Raw genomic sequence first — 18383 nt, 5'->3', positions numbered from 1 at the left:
ATTATCCTTCGGCGTAGCTCGAAAAGACTTCCGTCGACCCGTCCTTGCGGATGAGGAAGACATCATAGGCCTCGCGGTCGTCTTCTGGCCCCATGCCGGGCGAACCATAGGGCATCGCCGGAACGGCGAGGCCGACGGCGTCCGGGCGCTCATCGAGAAGGCGGCGGATGTCACCGGCCGGGACATGGCCTTCGATCACGTAGCCATCAATGAGCGCGGTGTGGCAGGAGACCATGCGCTGCGGCACGCCGTTGTCGAGCTTGAAGCGAACCAGCGACCCACCGAACATGTTCTCGCCCGTCGGCGCAAACCCGTTTTCTTCGAGATGGTTCATCCAAGACAGGCAACAGCCGCAACCGTTCGTCTTGCGGACCTCGATCGCCGTTGCCTCTGCGAGAACCTGGGCCGCTGGTAACAGGCCGAGGGTGATTGCCAGAGCTTGGGTCATGCGTTTCATGGGTCAGAGCCTTTCGGTTGTCGTTTCGGCAATCTCGCTGCCGAGGTTTTCATTCAGAAGCGCGCGCGCCTCGGCCAGACGCGAGAGCGCGGCGGTATCATCCGCTTCGCTCTCGGCTGCTTCGGCGAGCCGGTCGTCAGTGAGGGGGTCAGTCGGGCGCCCATCCACGAGGACTTCGTAGTGCAGGTTCGGACCTGTCGCCGTGCCAGTCGCGCCGACGCGGCCGATCACATCTCCCGCCGCAACGCGTTGGCCTTGTGCCAGGTCTTCCGGCACGGCGCTCAGATGCGCGTAGCGCGTCATGGTGTCGGAGCCGTGCGAGATTTCGACCACACGGCCATAGCCACCGCGCCAGCCAATGAAACTAACCCGCCCCGGTGCCGTCGATTGAACCGGTGTCCCACGTGCCGCTGCGAAATCGACGCCGGTGTGCATCCGGACGTTGCCAAAGACCGGATGCGTGCGGCGTCCGAACACCGAGCTGAGGCGCGCACCCTCGACCGGCTGTGCGAAGACGCGCAGCACCTCGCCATCGACGTAGATCGTCGCCTGACCGCTGCCGTCGTCCGGCCATACGATCTCGTAAAGCGAACCGCCGATCTCCAGTGCGGCGAAGGCGAGTTCGGGCTGTCCGATCCTGTCCTCTCCGACCCGCGCCTCACGCCAGAGAAGCCTTAGTGTTTCGCCACCGGCCATCTCGCGGCGGAAATCCACGGTCCCACCCAGCATCTGCGCAAGGTCCACGGAAAAACGGGCGGGTATGCCGGCTTCGTCGAGTGCCGCGAAGATCGAGCTGTCGATCACGGCTTCGCCGGCAAGGGTTACGATCTCCGGATCCGGAGCCACGACCTGTGTGGACAACTGCTCGCCGAAAACCACCTCGATCCGAACCCCGTCCTCGACGGCGAGTGAGACGGTGCGGGGGCTGCCGTCCATGGTCGAAGCAACAGTGACCGAGTGCCCCGGCCGCAGCCGTCGCAGATCGTATTCCGCGCCAAGCGCGAGGGCAACTTCGGCTCTGTCAGGTGCCGCAAGACCAGCTTCAGACAGCAAGAAATCGAGCGTTTCGCCAGGTGCAATGTTGCGCGACCATGTCGACAGGGGTGGCTCGATCGCCTGCACGGGCCTGTCGGCAAACGCGACCTGCAGAAGGGGCAGGGGGCCGAGGTCGGGTGCATCTTCTGCCCATGCCGTCGCGGGCAGCGTCACGAGGATGTCAACGTTTTGGGGAGCTTCAGGACCTTGGGGCATCCATTTACCTGCCGAGGCAAGTTCCGGCGGCACGGGTTCTTTCGACATGAAATCAGAGAGGGCGATAGCCGCTCCCAAAACCATCCCCGCAATTGCGACACAAGCCGCCATAGTTCTGAGCCTCATGTCGCCCCCTCCGTTTCTTCTTCCAGCGCGCGGCGAATTTTCGGCACCGCGAATTCTCTGGGTTCGTGATAGTCGATCATGGTGACGAACCGCCCAGAGGCTGCGAACAGGAAGACGCTCGCGCTGTGGTTCATCGTGTAATCGCCGCTCTCCGTCGGCACCCTTTCGTAGGTGGCGCGGAAGCCGTCCGCGACGCGCGCTATCTGCTCTTCCGGTCCCGTCCAGCCGCGGATCGCCGGATGGAAGTAGCCGACATATTCGGCCATCGTTTCGACAGTGTCGCGCTCGGGATCGACCGTGATGAAAACCACGTTCATCTCGTCGGCCTCGTCTCCCAGATCATCGAGCCATCCCGAAATGTCCGAGAGCGTGGTCGGGCAGACATCGGGACAGTAGGTGAAGCCGAAGAACGCCATCGTCGGGCGGCCGATCAGGGTTTCTGGCCCGACCGCGTTGCCCTCATGATCCGTCAGACGGAAATCCATCTCGGTCAGGGCCACAGGCCGCTGCCCGACAGGTTCCGGTCCACCGGGTCCATCGACCTGCCACCAACCGACGAAGAGCATCAGGGCGACCGCCCCGACACCAGCCGCGCCGTACCCCAGGATCGCCCGTCGCCGCATCAGTCCTCTGGCCCCCGCGCGGCGATTCCAAGGATCGGCACCTCGACCGTCACTTCGCCTCCGTCGTCGAAAAGCAGGGTCAGCGGAAAAGTGTCCCCTTCCGTCATTGGTTCTTGCAGCCGCATCAACATTGCGTGCAGGCCCCCCGGTTCGAGCGCGATGCTCTCGCCCGGGGCGATCACGATCTCCCCCGCCGGGCTCATGGAGCTCACACCTTCGGCATTGGTCTTCGTCTCGTGGATTTCGGGCATCATCGCGAGCGGTGTTGTAAGGCCGATCAGCGTCACCGGCTCGTCGCCAGTGTTGCGGATCGTCATGTAAGCGGCCCCGGGACGGTTCATCCCGATGGAGGCGCGGGACCACGCGTTCTCGACGACAACATCCTCGGGTCCGGCCAGCGCGGGCACCGAGAGCCCTCCAAGGGTCAAAAGCGCGGCCAGTGTGCCAGTCAAAATATACTTTTTCATCGTTCTGATCCTGCCCTTTCCATTCAGCTTTGCGCGGCAGCGACTTCGGCGGCCACCAGACGACGCAACTCTGCCTCCCCGAATGGATCGAGCGGCTTGCCGTTCACAAAGAATGTGGGCGTCTGGCGAATTCCCACGGCCTCGACGTCAGCACGATCCTGGTTAAGGATCGCCACGACACCGGGTGCCAGCATTTGCGTGCGCGCGGCTTCGGCATCGAGTCCGGCCGTGGCGGCGATCTGAAGGATCAGGCCAGGCGCCGGGGCACCGTGCGACGCCCATCTCGGCTGTTCCCGCAGAACGGCCTCGAGCACCGGCACGTAAACGTCCTGCATGCGCGCCGCCTCGAGCACGCGGATCGCTTCCTCGGATGCCGCGCCGTGGAAAGGCGTGTAGCGGATCACGACGCGGACAGCATCCCCATGCTCGGCCATGATGTCCTTCACGATGGGATGAAAGGCGCGACAGGCCTCGCAGGCCGGATCGAAGAATTCGACGATCGTGACGGGCGCATCCGCAGGCCCGAGGATGGGCGAGTAGGGGCGGATCATCGCCTCCGCAAGTTCCGGAGCAACGGGCTCCGCTTCGGCCACTGGGCCGGGGCGGTTTGCAAACCAGGTGGCTCCGCCGAAACCGGCGGCGCCGAGGGCAAGAACGGACAGGATCAGGCCGCGTCGATTCATGTTCGTGTGTCCTTTAATGAAAGGGCCGACAGCGCCCCGATCAGCGCGAAGGCGGCGAGCGCCATCAGCGGGATAGGGATGCCGAAGACCAGTTGGTTGTCATCGGTGCAAGAGGGGCCGGTGGCCGTGCAGGGCTGGACGCGTTCGGGAACAAGACCGACGTACAGCCCCATGTGCCAGAGGGCGATTGCGCCGCCGCCAAGCGCCAATGCGATGCCGTAGCGCCCCACGCGGCCGTCCCGCCACCAAAGGCCGAGCCCGAGGACAATGGCCAAGGGGAACATGAAGGCGCGCTGGAACCAGCACAGCACACAGGGCGTCTGCCCCAGCACCTCGCCGATGAAAAGCACGGCAAGCGAGGCGACGAGCGCGATGATCCACGCCAGCCCGAGGGCTGTTTCTCCGGACATACGGTTCATGTCGGTCAGATCCTCTCTTCCAGATCGGCGAGGATCTCTTCGGCGGAGGTGCCGTAGGGCCACGAGTCGGCGAAGCCCGCGTCGGGATCGAAGAGGAACAGATGCGACGTGTGGCCCATCGTGTAACCATCCGGCGCCGCAGCCTCTTCGACGCGTTCGAAGAAGATCGGAAAGGTCTCGGATGTGGCGGCGATCTGTTCCGGCGTGCCGGTCAGCCCGATGAAGCCCGCATCGAACAGCGGGACGTATTCGGCGAGTGCTGCGGGCGTGTCTCGTTCAGGGTCGATTGTTATGAAAATCGGCTGGACCTTGGCGGCATCGTCGCCCAGACCGTCCATCACCGCCGCGACCTCGGATAGGGTCGTCGGGCAGACGTCGGGGCAGTTGGTAAAGCCGAAAAAAACCAGCATCCAGCGCCCCGCAAAGTCCTCCTCGGTTCGAACCATACCCTGGTGGTCCGTCAGTTCGAACTCAGCGAAAAAAGGCGGTTCGGCGTCGGTTCGGGCGCTATCGGCACGATAATCGGACCAGAGCAAAAGCCATACGAAAGCAAGCGCTGCCACGCCTGCCAAAACCCAAAGAAACTTCTGTGCCGATGTAAGGGACAATCCTGTTCGCCTGATTTTGATTCTTATTGCCTGTGCGGATACATCCTCTAGCCGCTAGAGGTTCAAGCACGAAATCATGGTATAGCTTGAACTCACGCGTCTGTGAAACCGACACTTGTTTATTCCGACGGCAAAACCTACACAAACTGTATCTTTTTCATGGAGGCGAAAATGCTCACGATCGGTACTCTGTCAAAGAAGACTGGCACGAAGGTGCAGACCATCCGGTACTACGAACAGATTGGGCTCATGCCCGAACCTGGCAGGACCGAAGGCGGGCAGAGGCGCTACGACAATGCACAGCTCGACCGGCTGTCCTTCATCCGCCATTCGCGACAACTCGGTTTCTCGCTCGATGCGATCCGCGAGCTGCTCGACCTCAGCGACCATCCCAACCGGCCCTGTGATGAGGCTGATGCCATCGCGCGTCGCCAGCTCAAACAGGTGGAGCAGCGCATGGCCCGCCTGAAGGCGCTGCGCACGGAACTGAAACGCATGGTTCACGAATGCAGCGGCGGGCGGACGGGAGATTGCAAGGTGCTTGAGGTGTTGCGGGACCATTCGGAATGCTTGACCGAACACGAGGAAATCGGGGCCTGAAGGAATTCAGCCAACATTCCGGCTGGAACGCAGATCAGCCGCAGAAGTTAATGTGTCGTACAACACAAGCTGGAACCACAAAATGGCCGCTAGACAAGATTCAATGGAGAGACGGACGCTTTGGATCGTTCTGGCGCTCAATATCGGTTTGGCCGTGGCTTTTTTCGCAACAGGCGCCTTCGGCGACTCAAGTGCCCTGATCGCCAACGGGCTCGATAACCTCTCCGACAGCTTCGTCTACGCGATCAGCCTTTTCGCTTTGTCCCGATCCGCCAAATGGAAACGCGGGGCGGCGAACGTTTCCGGCGGGCTGCTGATCCTGTTCGCTGCAGGCATCCTCTACGATGCGTGGCGCCGCTACATCGGTGGGTCAGATCCGCTCGGGACGATCATGATTGCAATGGCCCTGATCGCGGCGGCTATCAACGCAGTCTGCGTTTGGCTGCTCGCTAAGCTCAAAAATCCAAACGTCAATATCCGCGCGGCCAACACCTTCAGTTACAACGATTTCGCCGCGAACCTCGGGATCGTCGTGGCCGGTGGCCTCGTCGCTTGGCTAGGAACCAACTGGCCGGACCTTGTCGTCGGTGTGATCGTCGCCGGGATCGCGGCCTGGGGCGGTATCGACATCCTGCGCGACGCACACGGCGAACACCACAAAGCGGTTCACACGGACAAATAGTTGCGGGAGATTCTTTCTGAAAGAAAGGATTGAAGCTATAGTGACTATAGCAATTAGTCTTGTTCCAAGACGATTCGAGGAGCGACCCGTTGCAGATGATCGACCCCCTACTTGTACCCACCAAACTACTGGATTTTGATGCCGCGCCTCTTGCGCGTCTAATTGAGAACCGCAGCTGGCGCGGCTTATCCGAATACGATCGGATCGGAGCTGCCTATGATTTCGTTCGGAATGAAATCGCGTTCGGATACAATCGAGCTGACGACATCCCCGCATCCGAAGTGCTTTCCGACGGCTATGGGCAGTGCAATACCAAAGGCACGCTCTTGATGGCGCTGCTGCGTGGTGTCGGCATTCGTTGCCGGTTGCATGGGTTTACGATCCACAAAGGCTTGCAGCGCGGTGTTGTCCCTGAGCTGGTGTATCCGCTTGCTCCGCAGGAAATTCTCCACTCATGGGTCGAGATCGAATTTCAAGGTGCCTGGATCAACCTTGAAGGCTTCATCCTGGATGACGCTTTCCTCGATGTCCTGCAAACGTCATTCTCGGACACAGAAAGTCTCTGCGGTTATGGCGCGGGCACGGATTGCCTTGGCGCGCCTCCCGTCGCCTGGAACGGAGAAGATACCTACATTCAGAAAACCGGCATCGTGCAGGATTTCGGCGTGTTTGATACGCCGGACGCCTTCTATTTTTCCCATGAGCAATCCTTTGGATGGCTGCGTGGTGCCCTTTACCGTCATATCATACGCCACTGGATGAATGCGCGCGTTCGTGGTTTCCGCAGCGACCGCCTCAAGACTGACCGACGCGCGACACACGCGCATGAGGAGCCTGCCAATGCCACATGACCACGGGCACGCGCATATCGATCCGGATTCTGGCGATCGGCGGGTTGCCATCGCGATCTGGGCGAACGGGCTTCTTACCGTTGCGCAAATCGTCGGGGGCATATTGTCGGGCAGCCTGGCACTGATCGCCGATGCGCTGCACAACTTTTCCGATATGGCCTCGCTTGTCATTGCCTTTGCCGCACGCAAGATCGCGCGCCGCCCGGCCGATGAGCGCATGACCTTCGGCTATGGCCGGGTCGAAATCGTCGCGGCCCTGATCAACTACACCACCCTCATCGTGATCGGCTTCTATCTGATCTACGAAGGTGGCATGCGCATGATTGATCCACCCGAAGTCATGGGGTGGACCGTAGTCATTCTCGGTGGAATCGCGCTTGTGGTCGACACGCTGACCGCAATGCTTACCTATTCGATGCAGAAGGGGAGCGTGAACATCCGTGCGCTTTTTCTCCACAACCTTTCGGATGCGTTGGCTTCAGTGGCCGTCATAGTCGGCGGGACGCTCATAATACTCTATGATATGCGTTGGGTTGATCCGGCCATCACTATCGGCATCGCGCTCTACATCCTGTATCTGTCCTTCACCGAAATAGGGGGCCCAATTCGAACCCTGATGCTTGGGAGCCCACCAGGTATTGATGGAAATGACGTGGTCAGAGCGATCCAGTGTGTCGATGGCGTTGTGGACGTGCATCATGTCCACCTGTGGCAAATGCAGGAGCACGCCGCGGCATTGGACTGCCATATTGTCGTCGAACGCGAACGGATGGGTGAGGCCGACAAGATTAAAGAAAACGTCAAATCGGTGCTGCATGAACGTTTCTCAATCGAGCATTCCACGCTTGAATTCGAAGCGAGCGACAATGCGCATCAGGAGGCGCAGGTGTTCGGACACCGCTCATGACGATTGCCCAAGGCATACTAGTGGTCGTTGGCCTGCTATCCGGTCTGGTTTTGATTGGTGCGCTCCTTTGGTCGATCGCCCGCCCGTCCAAGCGCATCTGGCCTCCAAACAGAGAGCATTCAGTCATACCAAACATTGCATGGGGACTCACATTGGCCGTGTTTGGGGCGGTGATCGGTTTGGGCATCTTGGATTGGAAATCCGCTTCTATGGCCAACGCACTCCGTTGGGCGGTCGGGCCGTTCTTGATCGCAACCGGAAATCTGATTGTCTGGTGGGGGGCATTCAGCATTGGACTGAAAGCCACCAGCGGTGCGAAAGACGAGCTGATCACTTCGGGTCTCTACCGTTTCTCTCGGCATCCGCAGTACCTTGCCGACATGGCCATCCTGGTAGGTTTTGGTCTTCTCTTCGCCTCATCTTGGGTTTGGCCTATCGTCATCGTTGGAGTTGCCGCGCTGGCCCTTGCCCCGCTCGCGGAAGAGCCATGGCTGCATGAACAATACGGCTCCAAGTATCGCGATTATTGCGCTGAAACGCGTCGATACCTGTAAACTCGCTGCCTCACGAGAACGTCATCGTTTTTCAGTTGAACCTCTAGCTACTAGAGGTCGTATCCGTCAGCCAACAAAAGAGTGAGGCGAGGCATATGACAAAAACACTGAAAACACGACGCCAGTTCGTTTCGACAACTATGATCGGACTTCTGGCAGCACCTTCCCTTCTCCGTGCTCAGGAGCAGGAGCCCTCGGCGGTACGCAGAAATATTTCGTCCTTTAGTGTGGATCTCTGGCAAGACCACTTCGATAACCTTCAGCACGGTGCAATTTTGTGCGACATCGACTCGCGTGCAGTCCAGTATTGGTCGGAAGACGAAAGTGTCTACAAACTCTATCCGTCGAGTGTCCCTGCCTCGGAAGAGTTGACCCGCCGAGGATATACAGAGGTTATAAGGAAGGTGGAGGGGCCGAGTTGGCGGCCCACTCCATCAATGAAAGAGCGTAACCCCGAATGGCCTGACTATTGGCCGCCGGGTCCTGACAACCCGCTTGGAACACACGCACTTTATCTGTCGTGGCAGTATTACCGGGTGCACGGAACCGGTGACACGCGCAAGATCGGTCGGCAATCATCAAACGGCTGTATTGGACTGTACAACGAGCACATTGCTGAACTTTTTGCTCTGGCAGAAGTGGGAACTCAGGTCAGGATTTTCTGAAAGCCAAGGAAAGCTGGCTAATACTTCCATTTTTAACATAAACTTCACTATCGGAACTTGACATCTGTAGCGGGGCTTTCATGGACTCCAAGTCCGAGCAAGCGAAGCTACCGGGATATCTCCCCTTCCAGCACCGCTCGTCCGTGCACCGCCAAGGTTGCTGAAAACCTCTGGCACCCAAACTTGCGGATCACATCGAGTACCCGCGCTTCGTAGGCAGCGTGTCCGATCAAGCGACACAAGTCGGACGCGTGGAACTGGCGGTTCGCAGTTGGTGCGGCTTGCATCTGTCTCAGCAATTCGCGCTCTTTGGGATCCGTTATTGGTCTCGCGGGCGGCTTGACCGCGGGACGAGTTGGAGTTCCCCACGAATTTCGCCATCGGCGCATGAAGCCAAGCAGGAAGCCGGCCGGCACCCTGCCGTTGCCTCGGGACCGGTTGAAGGCAAGGAAGCGATCCCAGATGACCTGGGTGTCGATGTTCCAGCAGGGCAACGTGGCCTTCGCTGCTTTGATGAGCTCCGCCCAACTTGTCTGAAAAACGTTCGAACTCGTGGTGATATCGATCAGCCCTGAGAAGATAGTTTTGTTTTTATTATCTCTAGATAGTGATGTGTCGCCTTCACCTGACACGAGATCATGGGTTTCACTCTCCTCGTCGAAGGCTGAGAACCGAAAGATCCAGGGCGCGAATTTGCCATTCGGCTTCGCCCGCTCGAGCTGCAACTCCGACGTCTCAAGTTCGCTCAGAAGGACCGTAAGATACTGCCGTGAGACACCCATCTTTTCCGCAAGGGCCGAGAGGGTGAAGGCTGCCGTTCCGCGCGCCAAACCGTTGTAGCCATCCTTCCAGGCGATGGCATCGAGGATAAGGGTGGCAAGCTTGTGCGCTGCAACAGAGAGATTTGTCTGCGTGATCCGTCGTAGGATCAGGCCGGTCGTAGGTTCCATGGTCGAGGTCTCCTTGGAGATCCGACGCCATGTCGTGAGACAACAACATTCTTGCCAGCAAAACAACTTTGCTGGTTGCAGGTGTCTTAGCCGTGCGCTAGGAAACTCTTGTTCACGGAGTTTTCTTGCACGGCGTCAGGCTTCACGGTCTGGCGTCGTCTCCTTTTCGGGGGTTTTGCACAGCCTCCCGTGCGGGGTTGTGAGGACGCGCGCGGCAAGACCGCGAGCAGATTTTGTCAGTAGCGAACTTCTTCAGAACCATAGTTCCCGGCGTGATCACGCCAGTCGACGAAGACGGAGCGGTAGAAGTAGCTGCCACATCCATTCGGGATGCTCAGGCCGGATGCGGCCGGCACCTCGCCCACGTTGGATCTTGTCCATCGGTAATCGCCCTGCACGCCGTAGGACCCCAACCGCGTGGAGTCGCTGCGATTGCAGTCGCCATCTCGGTTTTCGTGCTGGCGGTACTGAATGTGATAGACGCGAATGCTGCGCACGAAATCAAAGGCGTCGCCTGAGATGTCGATGTCGGCTTGTTCATCCGCCTGGACGCGAACAAGGGGTATCGGAGTCGATGCCTGCGGTTCGGGCGGATCGCGAAACGTGATGTCATAAAGGCGTTCCATAGGCGACAACGGACTTGGTTCGTTGAACGACACACCCATCGGACACCGCCAGATTTGTAGGGGCGGCTCGATCGGCCATGGCGTGATCCGCCGAATGAAGACCGCTCTGGCATGGGCGCAGGGCGCGGAGGCAGGCCAGCCGCCCGCAAGGCAGAGGAGGATCGCACAGTCCACTTGATAGGCCTGAGCCGGACCTGACGAGGCCATTAGTCCGGATATGCTTATTGCCGTGGCTGTGGCCACGCCGTGGATCACGTGCTTCATGATGCCGACTCCATCTATAATGGTGCAGCGATACGAAACAACATTAACGATAGCAAGGCGATTTGATTGATGGCGACTTGCGATTGTTCGCTTGTGTCGCGTGACGGCTTCCAAGATCTGATGACGGTTTGGGCTCTTGAGGCGTCCTGGAAGCGGCCAAAATTGCGGCCCCCTTTCACGTCCATTGCCAAACAAACATTTGCGAAGAAAGGAAAATGTGGTGTTTCCATGCGGCCACGAAAGCGGTCACGGAAGAACAGACCGCATGAGCCCGTCAAACGGCGTGTCGCAACGCCCATGGTCCCGGGAAGGGCAGTGTCGGAAAACTGTAGGGCTTGGTTCCCCGGCTGGAATCCGGGAACGGAAGGGCGGGTGGAGCAACGATCCTGTGTTGTGGCCTATGTTGGGATCGAACATGCGCTTGAAGATTTATGGCAGTATCTGATACGATTGAGCATGGATAGGAGAGTCTGATGCCAAACGTCCACCTGACCGAACCGATGCAGAAATATGTGCAGGCGCAGATCGAGTCCGGCGCCTACGCCAATCTGAGCGAAGTCGTGCGCGCTGGCGTAAGGATGCTGATGGAGAAGGATGGCGCGCGGCAGTTCTATGCCCTCAAGGCCGATCTCGAGATGGCAGCCACCCTGGCCGAGAATGGGGATTTCGCCGAGTTCGATGCCCAAGCCTTCGAACCGGATGCGTTTGATCGCTGACCCGAATGACGATTCGGCTTTCCGGACAGGCCAAGTCCGACCTTGAAGAGATTCGCACCTACACCGTCGAAACATGGGGCAGGGACCAATGGCTCGTCTATTACCGCCAGTTGGTCACCGCCTTCGAGCGGATCACTGGGGACCCCGACGCGGGCCGGGACAGGAGTCTCTTTGTCCCGGGGATGCGGTCCGTCAATTGCCAGCGACACGTGATCTTCTACAAGCGGCTCGATGCGGCGGATGGCGCGGCCGTCATCCTGCGCATCGTGCATCAGCGCCGCAACATGCCCGCACTCGTCTACTACGAGGATCTCGACGGCGGTTAAGCCCATGCGGTTGCTCAGTCCAATAGCTCGACCAGTCTTCCATAGTCTTCACTGACCTCGCGCGCCTCCTGAAACGCGCGTTGGCGCTCGGCATCAAGACAGCGGAAGTATTCCTGAATGTCGGCAATGTAGCCCTCGAAATCAGAACGCAGCAGATCGGCGTAGGCACGCATGTCTTCTCGCGACTGGGGCAAGAACGGTCGCTCGGGAGGTACGCAATCCGCAGCCGCGGCTACCGGCATGCTTCCAAGCAGGAGCGCGAACAGCAACGGTGCGTTGCGCGCAATAAACAAGCGCAGGGCAAAACTCCTTTGCCGCCTTTAAGATTATCATTCTGTCGGCTATCACCGTTATCGGAGCAAGGTGAAATTCGTCAACACGTTATTATTGTCTTGCTATCACTAATGTTGTTTTGTATCGCTCACGGTGTTGCGACCCCGTGGGCCAGATACTGCACCCAGGCAGAACAAGGACCCAAGGGAAGGCCATGATAGAAGAAGCCCCGAATGTGGTTACAGAAGACGGACTGCGCGGCTTGCTCGCCGAGGGCTACCTCATTGAGGTGGTCTGCAAGGAGAGAGCAGAGAAGCGCCATAACAGCTGGTACGGCTCGTGGGTCATCCGCGCCGTCGCCACTGATGAGCGTGACGATAAAATGCTCGTCACCAGCCGAAGCGTCCTCAAGCTCCGCGACTTCAAAACCATCGTTGGTCTTGTCAGTTTCCTGGCCGACATGGGCTGTACGACCGCTAGCATCCCACTTGAAGAAGGTGGTCGCGAGCGCCACGCCGCGCCTCCGGTCAAAGGCAGCTGACCGCGCAACTGCGCTCGTCGTTGCTTTGGGTACAGGCGTTTGTTCCGCGCCCCCGGCCCTGGCCGACGGTTTCATCTTTTCGGTTGGACCAGACGGCCAATTGATTTCCTCTTCTCAAGAGGCAAACGGGCGTCTTTTTCTCTTCGCAGAACCTCGCGTTCCTGACGCAACGAGCGAGACAGCGATCCCTGCTTCATCTGCCGCCCGCGCCACCCCAGAAATCCTCCAAGCAATCGAAACCACGGCCCAACGGTATGCCGGGCATAGTGCGCTGCGTCGCGCAGGGCTTTCCGTCACTGATTGGGCGCTCCTTTACCGGGCCAATATCGAAGTCGAGAGCGCATACAATCCCGCAGCGCGTAGCCCTGTCGGTGCCATAGGCCTCGGACAGCTTATGCCGGACACCGCCCGCGACCTCGGCGTCGACCCACATGACATTGCGCAGAACCTCGACGGATCAGCTCGCTACCTGCTGATGATGCTCGACCAGTTCGGCGAGGGCTCTCTGGCCCTTGCGGCCTACAACGGTGGTCCGGAGGCGGTCACACGCCACGGCGGCATCCCCCCTTTTCGCGAAACCCAAGGGCATGTGGCCCGTGTGACCGCCGTGTTTGAGCGGCTCAGAGGAGATCTTTCATGACATCGAGGAAACGTCAAAGCGTGCTCCGCACGCGGGCGATCACCGCGTTCGGCGCGATGGCCCTTATCGTGCTGGCGGGTCCAGCGCTTGCGCAGAGCATCGACCTTTCGCCGGTGCAGACCCTTTTGCAGGGCATCGTCGATGCGATCACCGGTCCCTTGGGAATCGTGATCGGAACGCTCGCGCTGATCGGGGTGTTCCTTTCCTGGCTCTTTGGCATCCTCGACTTTCGTCAGGCGCTTTGGGTCGTGGTTGCAATCGCGGGCATCGCCGCAGCACCCACCATCGTCGCCGCCATCTGGACCACCTGAGCTCCATCCATGGCTGACCAGTCCCGCGTGTTCATCGGTCTTCTCAGGCCACCCAAGCTGATGGGCTTGCCGATCATGTACGCAATGGTCTGGCTCTTCGGCTCGACGCTTCTGTTCCTCTGGGTGCAGAGCTGGGTGGTGGCTGTGTTCGCGGGGCTGGCCTGGCCGGCGCTCTGGAAGGCCGCGGACTGGGATCCGAATTTCCTCGATGTCCTGGTGATCACCCTGCAGGAAACCCCGCCCACGACGAACCGCAAGCTGCACGGAGGCGACAGCTATGCCCCGTGATGGAATTGCCGATGAGGTTGAGAACGCCATCGATCCGCTGACCGCGCTGCCCTCATGGGTCAAGGGCGAGAAGCGGCTCTCAATGATGCTGCCTTATGTGAGCCTCGTGAACGACCGAACGATCCGGACACGCGGCAACGAGCTGATGCAATGCATCAGGCTGGAAGGGGTCAACAGCACCACCAGCGAGGACGGGCATCTCGACCGGATCGGCGGGCTCCTGGCTGGCATCGTCGCGCAGGTGGGGACCGAGTTCTCCTTCTACCTGCACAAGGTCTCGAAAGCGGTCGATGTGACCCTGCCGCCCATCCCGGGCGAAGGGTTTGCGGCTGCCGTCGATCAACGCTGGCGCGCGCATCTGGGCCAATCTGGCCTGCGCGACAAGACGCTGACCCTGACTGTGCTGAAGCGACCGGAGGCAGGCAGCCGCTTGCCGTTCGGACTTGGGGCGTCTCGCGCGCGACAGGCGGCGGACACGACCCGCCGCTTGCGCAAGCTCGACGAGGTTGTGGGGTTTCTGCTGTCCTCCTTCGATGAGCTGAAGCCCCGCCTGCTGGCCGCAAGCACCGGCGAGCTTCTGGGCTTCCTCGGGTCGCTCAACACAGGCGAGGAACACCCGCTCTTTCCCCGGTCGCACCTCGGCGTGATCGCCGAGGACGTGGCCAATACCCGCGTCACATTCCGCGGCACGACCATCGCACTCTCGGACGGTGCCGTCGGCGACAAGCTCGGGGCGATCTTTGCGGTGAAGAACTACCCGGCCAAGACCGATAGCCTGATGCTCGACGAGTTGAATCTGCCCGTCGACATGGTGGTCACGCACTCTTTTGTGCCGATCAACGCCAACATCATGGCGGGCCGGATCAAGCGGCAGCTGCGCCTGATGCAGGCCGCCAATGACGGAGCCGTCAGTCTCGCCCAGGAACTGGAACTCGCGCAGGACGATCTGGAATCCAAACGCCTGATCTTCGGCGAGCACCACATGACCGTGGCGGTCTATGCCCGCAACCAGACGGCGCTTGACGACATCGCGGCAGAAATCCGCAACATCTCCGCCACTTCCGGCATCAACCTGATCTCGGAAGCCTTCGGGGCGCGGGCGCATTTCATGGCGCAGCATCCCGGCAATACCGGGGCGCGAAGCCGCAAGGCCGCAATCACGAACCACAACTTCGCTGATCTCGCTACCTTCCACCGCACCCCGCTCGGAAAGACAGGGCGGGAAGTCCCCTGGGGCGTGCCGATCACGCTCTTTCCGACACCCGAGCGCAGTGGTTTTCGCTTCAACTTCCACGAACAGGGCGCGCCGGATCGCGAACCCACGGGTGGCCACACGCTGATCCTCGGCCGTCCCGGCTCCGGCAAATCCGTCCTGGCGGCTTTCCTGATGACCATGGCACGGCGGGCAGGTGCGCGGGTCTTCGTATTCGACTATCGCGCGGGGATGGAAATGGCCGTCCGCGCGCTCGGCGGCAGCTATTCGACCGTGCGGGCGGGGCGCCCCACGGGCCTCAATCCGCTCCAGACCGAGATCGACGTGCGGGGCCAGGCATGGCTTGCTGATTGGCTCGCGAGCCTCTTGGAGCGGCGCGATCGACCGCTGACCCCGGTTCAGACCAACCGACTGCAGGAAGTCGTGCGCCAGAACGCCAGCGCAGGACATGCGGGCCTACGGAACTGGTCGGATTTCGCCTCGCTGCTGGTCTCGACCGATGACGAAGGCGATCTCTTCGAGCGTATGCAGGAATGGACGGCCGAGGGTCGCTACGGCTGGATCTTCGGGGCCAATGCCGAGGACAGTTTCAGCATCGATGGAGACGTCGCGGGCTTTGACCTCACCGGCATCCTCGATTCCGAGAGCGAGCGGGAACGCATGGCGGTCCTGTCCTACCTCTTCCGCCGGGTCGAGCGGGTGATCGAGGACCGCAAGCCCACCATCATCGTCATCGACGAGGCATGGAAAGCCCTCGACAACGCCTACTTCGCGGAGCGACTCAGCAACTGGCTGGTGACCGCCCGCAAGCAGAACGCCGTCGTCGTGATGATGACGCAATATGCCAGCCAGCTCGAGCGCACGCGCACCGGCAAGACCATCGTGGAAGCTGTGCCAACCCAGGTGCTCTTGCCCAACATTCGTGCTTCCGCCGCTGACTACGCGATGCTCGGCCTGACCGAGAAAGAGCTCGACGTGCTTCTGGGCGTCGGCTCGGCCTCGCGGCTCGCGCTTGTACGCGACGACCGTGGTTCCGTCGTGATCGATGCCGATCTCAGCGCGCTCGGCCCGCTCGTGACCATTCTTGGCGGAATGGAGAAGGGCGAAGCGCTTGTCGGCGCCGATTATCGCGAACGTCCTGATTTCTGGAGAGTGACATGACCCGTACCATCATTCGCAGCGTCGTACTGCTCGGGCTCGGCCTGACCCTGACAGCCTGTGCGCAGCATAACCCCCCGCAAGCCAACTGCTTCAATTTTCGCGAGGCTCCTGCGCAGGCAGGAACCGCCACCGCCACGATCTCGACCATGGGGGCGGAGGTCACGCGCCGCGACACGGCCTGCGATTTCGTCCTCTTGGGGGCGGGCGGCTGAACCAATGCGGACCTGGCTTCCTCTCTCGATGATCGGTTTTGCGCTGGCAGGTCCCACGGCGGGGCCAGCGGTCGCCCAGGGCGTGCCGACCTTCGATCTGCGCCTCTTCGCAGAGCGGCAGGCCATCCTTGAGCAGACCGATCAGGATCTCGCACTGCAGCAAGACCGGCTGACCCGCGAAGAGGAACTGGCCGAGATCGAACGCCAGCAACTCGCCGCGCTCGAAGGGCTCATGGATGCCATGTCCCTTGGCTCGGGCGATGTCGCGGGCACCGTGGCCGGGCTCGAGGCGGGGCAGGGGGCGGTTGGTGACGTCGAAAGCGCAGCCGCCAGCCTCTACGCGCCCGAGGACAACAATCCGGCCGCAGCCCGGATGTTTGGCGATGCCCGGGAAGGGATCGAGGAACTGATCATCCGCGCGGCGCGCCACACCCACGGACTGCCGGGCGTGAGCCGTGCGGGCCTCTCGCTCGTGCAATGGCGCTGCCTTCTGCAGGCGTTGATCTGGCAGGAAAGCCGCTTCCAGATCGGAGCGCGCTCCCCCGTTGGAGCTTTCGGGCTCACGCAGATCATGCCCGCTACCGCTAGCGATCTTGGCATCAACCCGGCCTATTACGACGACCCGTACCTGCAGGTCACAGGCGGCGCGCGGTACCTCGCGCAGATGCTGAACATGTTCGATGGAAACATCATCCACGCGCTCGCGGCCTATAACGCGGGTCCGGGCAATGTGCAGAACTACGGCGGTGTACCGCCCTTCGCAGAAACCCAACACTACGTCGTGGTGATCCCGCAGCAGTACAATAGCTACCTCGCGGCCGTGGGCGGCATCGATGCGCTCGGCACCATCGACCCTGTGCTCCTCGCCAACGCGAGTTTCAGCCTCTCGGCCCATGGCGCAGGGGTCTATGGCGATTATTCGCTGGTCTCGGTCCGCGCCGCCGCCCTGCGGGTGCAGGACATTATCACCCGCATCGGTGAGACCGAGGATCTCCACGATGCCATCGCGCTCAACACCTATGCCCGGGCCGAACTGGCCCGGCTGGTCGCGATCCGCACCCGAATCAAGGCCGCCCGAACCGAGCCACTCAGCGCCGAGCAGATCGCCTTGGCGGCGGCCCAGGCTGCCGAGCGGCAATTCATGGATTTCAGTCAGGAGGATTTGCGTTGAACCTGCGCCTGCCCCGTTCCCATTTCGCCGGTAGCATCGCTCTCGCGCTTGCCCTCAATGTCACCGGACCTGCCGCGGCACAGGGTGTGCCCACGGTGGACACCCAGAACATTGCCCAGGAGATCCGCCAGCTTCAGCAGATGCTGCAGGATTTCGGGATCCAGACCGATCTTCTGGACAATGCGTTGGAGCAACTCGACATGCTGCAAAGTCAGCTCGATCAGCTGAACGAGATGTATGCCTCGCTCACCGGGCCACGCAGCATCCTCGGGCTCGCCATGGGCGGGGACCTCGACACCTTGCTAGAGGCCAACTTCGAAGACATCCCCAGTCTGATCCGAGGCATCCAGGCGGGCGATTGGAGCGCTCTTATCGGGCCCAATGCTGGGCCCATGCGCACGCAGATGGAACAGGCGCTGGCAAGCGCCGGGTTCGACGAAGATTCACTCCGCGAAATCGCCACCAGTGGCAATCCGGGCGCTGAAGGCGTGGCCACGCGGGCAACCACAGGGGCTGTGATGTCGGCAGCAGCGCAGAACAGCCACGCAGAGGCGGAACAGTCTCTCGAACGGGTGGAACGTCTGGTCGAGATGATCCCGGACATGGAGGATCTCAAAGCCTCGATGGATCATAACACGCGCGTCACGGCGGAACTTGCCATCGCCATGACCCGGATGTGGGAGCTGGAAGCGATCCAAACCCTCGGCGCAGGCAATGCAGGCGTGGTTGACGCCGCCACCGTTGCCGAAGAACGCCGCTACATGGACTTCACCTTGCCGGATCTTGAGCCGTGAGTGG

The 18383-nt window shown here is 60.8% G+C and carries 26 protein-coding genes; 16 read left to right on the top strand and 10 right to left on the bottom strand.

Annotated features, from left to right (window positions below; genetic code table 11):
* Position 1 precedes the first annotated feature (1 nt).
* From BMI90_RS16865 to BMI90_RS16835, 7 genes are read right to left on the bottom strand one after another with little or no spacing between them, the layout of a single operon-like run.
* Positions 2 to 457, bottom strand: coding sequence for a DUF411 domain-containing protein (locus tag BMI90_RS16865; protein ID WP_076367374.1), 456 nt, complete (start codon positions 455 to 457; stop codon positions 2 to 4).
* 3 nt (positions 458 to 460) lie between these two features.
* Positions 461 to 1834 (bottom strand): M23 family metallopeptidase, encoded by a 1374-nt coding sequence (locus tag BMI90_RS16860; RefSeq protein WP_076367372.1) that lies wholly within the window; start codon positions 1832 to 1834, stop codon positions 461 to 463.
* Positions 1831 to 2457, bottom strand: a complete 627-nt coding sequence (locus BMI90_RS16855; protein ID WP_076367370.1) for an SCO family protein — start codon at positions 2455 to 2457, stop codon at positions 1831 to 1833. The genes BMI90_RS16860 and BMI90_RS16855 overlap by 4 nt, the downstream gene beginning before the upstream one ends.
* Positions 2457 to 2924, bottom strand: coding sequence for a copper chaperone PCu(A)C (locus BMI90_RS16850; protein WP_076367368.1), 468 nt, complete (start codon positions 2922 to 2924; stop codon positions 2457 to 2459). The genes BMI90_RS16855 and BMI90_RS16850 overlap by 1 nt, the downstream gene beginning before the upstream one ends.
* Positions 2925 to 2947: 23 nt before the next feature.
* Positions 2948 to 3607, bottom strand: a complete 660-nt coding sequence (locus BMI90_RS16845) for a thioredoxin domain-containing protein (protein WP_078530650.1) — start codon at positions 3605 to 3607, stop codon at positions 2948 to 2950.
* Complete coding sequence (locus BMI90_RS16840) at positions 3604 to 4026, bottom strand: disulfide bond formation protein B (protein WP_009573598.1); 423 nt, start codon at positions 4024 to 4026, stop codon at positions 3604 to 3606. Before BMI90_RS16840 ends, BMI90_RS16845 begins: the two co-directional genes overlap by 4 nt.
* A gap of 5 nt (positions 4027 to 4031) precedes the next feature.
* Positions 4032 to 4598, bottom strand: coding sequence for an SCO family protein (locus BMI90_RS16835; RefSeq protein WP_076367366.1), 567 nt, complete (start codon positions 4596 to 4598; stop codon positions 4032 to 4034).
* 207 nt (positions 4599 to 4805) lie between these two features.
* On the opposite strand from BMI90_RS16835, the gene BMI90_RS16830 reads away from it, so the two are divergent.
* The 6 genes from BMI90_RS16830 to BMI90_RS16805 all read left to right on the top strand — a co-directional run bounded on the left by BMI90_RS16830 (position 4806) and on the right by BMI90_RS16805 (position 8893).
* Positions 4806 to 5234 carry a helix-turn-helix domain-containing protein gene (locus BMI90_RS16830; protein ID WP_013959865.1) on the top strand — a complete coding sequence of 143 codons (429 nt, stop codon included), beginning with the start codon at positions 4806 to 4808 and terminating at the stop codon, positions 5232 to 5234.
* A gap of 103 nt (positions 5235 to 5337) precedes the next feature.
* On the top strand, positions 5338 to 5916 hold the full coding sequence (locus tag BMI90_RS16825; RefSeq protein WP_009573601.1) for a cation transporter: 579 nt from the start codon (positions 5338 to 5340) through the stop codon (positions 5914 to 5916).
* Positions 5917 to 6011: 95 nt separating this feature from the next.
* Positions 6012 to 6767, top strand: a complete 756-nt coding sequence (locus BMI90_RS16820; RefSeq protein WP_071167460.1) for a transglutaminase family protein — start codon at positions 6012 to 6014, stop codon at positions 6765 to 6767.
* Positions 6757 to 7674 (top strand): cation diffusion facilitator family transporter, encoded by a 918-nt coding sequence (locus BMI90_RS16815; RefSeq protein WP_076367364.1) that lies wholly within the window; start codon positions 6757 to 6759, stop codon positions 7672 to 7674. The genes BMI90_RS16820 and BMI90_RS16815 overlap by 11 nt, the downstream gene beginning before the upstream one ends.
* Positions 7671 to 8228, top strand: a complete 558-nt coding sequence (locus BMI90_RS16810) for a methyltransferase (RefSeq protein ID WP_076367362.1) — start codon at positions 7671 to 7673, stop codon at positions 8226 to 8228. The genes BMI90_RS16815 and BMI90_RS16810 overlap by 4 nt, the downstream gene beginning before the upstream one ends.
* Positions 8229 to 8323: 95 nt before the next feature.
* Positions 8324 to 8893 carry a L,D-transpeptidase gene (locus BMI90_RS16805; RefSeq protein ID WP_076367360.1) on the top strand — a complete coding sequence of 190 codons (570 nt, stop codon included), beginning with the start codon at positions 8324 to 8326 and terminating at the stop codon, positions 8891 to 8893.
* A gap of 107 nt (positions 8894 to 9000) precedes the next feature.
* Here BMI90_RS16805 and BMI90_RS16800 read toward each other — a convergent pair whose 3' ends face one another.
* Both BMI90_RS16800 and BMI90_RS16795 read right to left on the bottom strand, forming a co-directional pair.
* Positions 9001 to 9843 carry a hypothetical protein gene (locus tag BMI90_RS16800; protein ID WP_078530649.1) on the bottom strand — a complete coding sequence of 281 codons (843 nt, stop codon included), beginning with the start codon at positions 9841 to 9843 and terminating at the stop codon, positions 9001 to 9003.
* Positions 9844 to 10079: 236 nt separating this feature from the next.
* Positions 10080 to 10733 carry a hypothetical protein gene (locus tag BMI90_RS16795; protein ID WP_246831577.1) on the bottom strand — a complete coding sequence of 218 codons (654 nt, stop codon included), beginning with the start codon at positions 10731 to 10733 and terminating at the stop codon, positions 10080 to 10082.
* A 473-nt stretch (positions 10734 to 11206) separates the two neighbouring features.
* Between BMI90_RS16795 and BMI90_RS16790 the strand changes: the two genes are divergently transcribed.
* Both BMI90_RS16790 and BMI90_RS16785 read left to right on the top strand, forming a co-directional pair.
* Positions 11207 to 11449: a type II toxin-antitoxin system ParD family antitoxin gene (locus BMI90_RS16790; RefSeq protein ID WP_008336111.1), complete on the top strand. Its 243-nt coding sequence runs from the start codon at positions 11207 to 11209 to the stop codon at positions 11447 to 11449.
* 5 nt (positions 11450 to 11454) lie between these two features.
* Positions 11455 to 11775, top strand: a complete 321-nt coding sequence (locus BMI90_RS16785) for a type II toxin-antitoxin system RelE/ParE family toxin (protein ID WP_017468227.1) — start codon at positions 11455 to 11457, stop codon at positions 11773 to 11775.
* Positions 11776 to 11789: 14 nt separating this feature from the next.
* On the opposite strand, the gene BMI90_RS16780 is transcribed toward BMI90_RS16785, so the two are convergent.
* Entirely contained in the window at positions 11790 to 12017 is a 228-nt protein-coding gene (locus BMI90_RS16780; RefSeq protein WP_078530654.1) for a hypothetical protein, read from the bottom strand.
* Positions 12018 to 12262: 245 nt separating this feature from the next.
* On the opposite strand from BMI90_RS16780, the gene BMI90_RS16775 reads away from it, so the two are divergent.
* From BMI90_RS16775 to BMI90_RS16740, 8 genes are read left to right on the top strand one after another with little or no spacing between them, the layout of a single operon-like run.
* Complete coding sequence (locus BMI90_RS16775; RefSeq protein WP_009574148.1) at positions 12263 to 12589, top strand: hypothetical protein; 327 nt, start codon at positions 12263 to 12265, stop codon at positions 12587 to 12589.
* Positions 12546 to 13229 (top strand): lytic transglycosylase domain-containing protein, encoded by a 684-nt coding sequence (locus BMI90_RS16770; RefSeq protein WP_078530648.1) that lies wholly within the window; start codon positions 12546 to 12548, stop codon positions 13227 to 13229. The genes BMI90_RS16775 and BMI90_RS16770 overlap by 44 nt, the downstream gene beginning before the upstream one ends.
* Positions 13226 to 13540 carry a TrbC/VirB2 family protein gene (locus BMI90_RS16765; RefSeq protein WP_009574150.1) on the top strand — a complete coding sequence of 105 codons (315 nt, stop codon included), beginning with the start codon at positions 13226 to 13228 and terminating at the stop codon, positions 13538 to 13540. Before BMI90_RS16770 ends, BMI90_RS16765 begins: the two co-directional genes overlap by 4 nt.
* A gap of 9 nt (positions 13541 to 13549) precedes the next feature.
* Positions 13550 to 13828, top strand: coding sequence for a VirB3 family type IV secretion system protein (locus BMI90_RS16760; RefSeq protein ID WP_009574151.1), 279 nt, complete (start codon positions 13550 to 13552; stop codon positions 13826 to 13828).
* Positions 13818 to 16202 (top strand): type IV secretion system protein B4, encoded by a 2385-nt coding sequence (locus BMI90_RS16755; protein WP_078530647.1) that lies wholly within the window; start codon positions 13818 to 13820, stop codon positions 16200 to 16202. Before BMI90_RS16760 ends, BMI90_RS16755 begins: the two co-directional genes overlap by 11 nt.
* Entirely contained in the window at positions 16199 to 16414 is a 216-nt protein-coding gene (locus BMI90_RS16750; protein ID WP_028095514.1) for a hypothetical protein, read from the top strand. The genes BMI90_RS16755 and BMI90_RS16750 overlap by 4 nt, the downstream gene beginning before the upstream one ends.
* A gap of 4 nt (positions 16415 to 16418) precedes the next feature.
* A complete protein-coding gene (locus tag BMI90_RS16745) occupies positions 16419 to 17585 on the top strand; it encodes a lytic transglycosylase domain-containing protein (protein WP_078530646.1) in 1167 nt (388 codons plus the stop codon).
* Positions 17582 to 18379, top strand: coding sequence for a type IV secretion system protein (locus tag BMI90_RS16740; protein ID WP_078530645.1), 798 nt, complete (start codon positions 17582 to 17584; stop codon positions 18377 to 18379). The genes BMI90_RS16745 and BMI90_RS16740 overlap by 4 nt, the downstream gene beginning before the upstream one ends.
* The last annotated feature ends 4 nt before the right edge of the window (positions 18380 to 18383 follow it).

Source organism: Thioclava sp. L04-15 (assembly GCF_002020275.1).
GTDB lineage: Bacteria > Pseudomonadota > Alphaproteobacteria > Rhodobacterales > Rhodobacteraceae > Thioclava > Thioclava marina.
This window is presented reverse-complemented; position numbering and strand designations above follow the sequence as displayed.

Excerpts from the sequence above, each read along its gene's own strand:
- BMI90_RS16785 (WP_017468227.1), top strand. The coding sequence starts at position 11,455 with ATGACGATTCGGCTTTCCGGACAGGCCAAGTCCGACCTTGAAGAGATT.
- BMI90_RS16825 (WP_009573601.1), top strand. The coding sequence starts at position 5,338 with ATGGAGAGACGGACGCTTTGGATCGTTCTGGCGCTCAATATCGGTTTG.
- BMI90_RS16830 (WP_013959865.1), top strand. The coding sequence starts at position 4,806 with ATGCTCACGATCGGTACTCTGTCAAAGAAGACTGGCACGAAGGTGCAG.
- BMI90_RS16745 (WP_078530646.1), top strand. The coding sequence starts at position 16,419 with ATGCGGACCTGGCTTCCTCTCTCGATGATCGGTTTTGCGCTGGCAGGT.
- BMI90_RS16855 (WP_076367370.1), bottom strand. The coding sequence starts at position 2,457 with ATGCGGCGACGGGCGATCCTGGGGTACGGCGCGGCTGGTGTCGGGGCG.
- BMI90_RS16780 (WP_078530654.1), bottom strand. The coding sequence starts at position 12,017 with ATGCCGGTAGCCGCGGCTGCGGATTGCGTACCTCCCGAGCGACCGTTC.
- BMI90_RS16840 (WP_009573598.1), bottom strand. The coding sequence starts at position 4,026 with ATGAACCGTATGTCCGGAGAAACAGCCCTCGGGCTGGCGTGGATCATC.
- BMI90_RS16765 (WP_009574150.1), top strand. The coding sequence starts at position 13,226 with ATGACATCGAGGAAACGTCAAAGCGTGCTCCGCACGCGGGCGATCACC.
- BMI90_RS16805 (WP_076367360.1), top strand. The coding sequence starts at position 8,324 with ATGACAAAAACACTGAAAACACGACGCCAGTTCGTTTCGACAACTATG.
- BMI90_RS16860 (WP_076367372.1), bottom strand. The coding sequence starts at position 1,834 with ATGAGGCTCAGAACTATGGCGGCTTGTGTCGCAATTGCGGGGATGGTT.
- BMI90_RS16790 (WP_008336111.1), top strand. The coding sequence starts at position 11,207 with ATGCCAAACGTCCACCTGACCGAACCGATGCAGAAATATGTGCAGGCG.
- BMI90_RS16820 (WP_071167460.1), top strand. The coding sequence starts at position 6,012 with ATGATCGACCCCCTACTTGTACCCACCAAACTACTGGATTTTGATGCC.
- BMI90_RS16845 (WP_078530650.1), bottom strand. The coding sequence starts at position 3,607 with ATGAATCGACGCGGCCTGATCCTGTCCGTTCTTGCCCTCGGCGCCGCC.
- BMI90_RS16815 (WP_076367364.1), top strand. The coding sequence starts at position 6,757 with ATGCCACATGACCACGGGCACGCGCATATCGATCCGGATTCTGGCGAT.
- BMI90_RS16800 (WP_078530649.1), bottom strand. The coding sequence starts at position 9,843 with ATGGAACCTACGACCGGCCTGATCCTACGACGGATCACGCAGACAAAT.
- BMI90_RS16810 (WP_076367362.1), top strand. The coding sequence starts at position 7,671 with ATGACGATTGCCCAAGGCATACTAGTGGTCGTTGGCCTGCTATCCGGT.
- BMI90_RS16775 (WP_009574148.1), top strand. The coding sequence starts at position 12,263 with ATGATAGAAGAAGCCCCGAATGTGGTTACAGAAGACGGACTGCGCGGC.
- BMI90_RS16850 (WP_076367368.1), bottom strand. The coding sequence starts at position 2,924 with ATGAAAAAGTATATTTTGACTGGCACACTGGCCGCGCTTTTGACCCTT.
- BMI90_RS16760 (WP_009574151.1), top strand. The coding sequence starts at position 13,550 with ATGGCTGACCAGTCCCGCGTGTTCATCGGTCTTCTCAGGCCACCCAAG.
- BMI90_RS16755 (WP_078530647.1), top strand. The coding sequence starts at position 13,818 with ATGCCCCGTGATGGAATTGCCGATGAGGTTGAGAACGCCATCGATCCG.
- BMI90_RS16750 (WP_028095514.1), top strand. The coding sequence starts at position 16,199 with ATGACCCGTACCATCATTCGCAGCGTCGTACTGCTCGGGCTCGGCCTG.
- BMI90_RS16865 (WP_076367374.1), bottom strand. The coding sequence starts at position 457 with ATGAAACGCATGACCCAAGCTCTGGCAATCACCCTCGGCCTGTTACCA.
- BMI90_RS16795 (WP_246831577.1), bottom strand. The coding sequence starts at position 10,733 with ATGAAGCACGTGATCCACGGCGTGGCCACAGCCACGGCAATAAGCATA.